Origin of the sequence: Bradyrhizobium sp. PRIMUS42 (assembly GCF_023006515.1) — a bacterium.
Lineage (GTDB): Bacteria > Pseudomonadota > Alphaproteobacteria > Rhizobiales > Xanthobacteraceae > Bradyrhizobium.
Window position 1 is genome coordinate 1 of record NZ_JALBGZ010001566.1, and the last position, 489, is coordinate 489.

1 protein-coding gene is annotated in these 489 nt (G+C 68.9%); it reads left to right on the forward strand.

The window, feature by feature from the left end:
- Positions 1-489, forward strand: a 489-nt coding sequence (gene lpxI, locus MOV75_RS41685; RefSeq protein WP_247008717.1) for a UDP-2,3-diacylglucosamine diphosphatase LpxI, incomplete at both ends; no start/stop codon positions are given.

The following is a 489-nucleotide window of genomic DNA, read 5'->3' on the forward strand; positions in this document are numbered from 1 at the left end:
CGACTCGCTTGCCGCCCGCGGCATCACGCCGGTGCTGTTTCCGCTTCGCGGGGCCTGCGATCCGGCGCGGCTGGAGAAATTCCGTCACCGCTGGATTTCGGTCGGCCAGCTCGGCCGCGCAATGCGGCTGTTTCGCGAGGAGGGCTGCCGCGACCTGATCTTCATCGGCACATTGGTGCGGCCCTCGCTCTCGGAGATCCGGTTCGACGTCAAGACGCTGCGCCTGCTCGGCAGCGTCATCCGCGCCTTCCGCGGCGGCGACGATCATCTCCTGTCCGGCGTCGGCCGCATCCTCGAGCAGGACGGCTTTCGCATGGTCGGCATCAAGGACGTCGCGCCAGACTTGCTGATGCCCGAGGGCTGCATCAGCCGCGCCTGGCCGAACGACAACAGCAAGACCGACATCGCGCGCGGCCGTGCGGTGCTGACCGCGCTCGGTCCGTTCGACATCGGCCAGGCCGCGGTCGTGATCGACGGTCACGTGGTGGC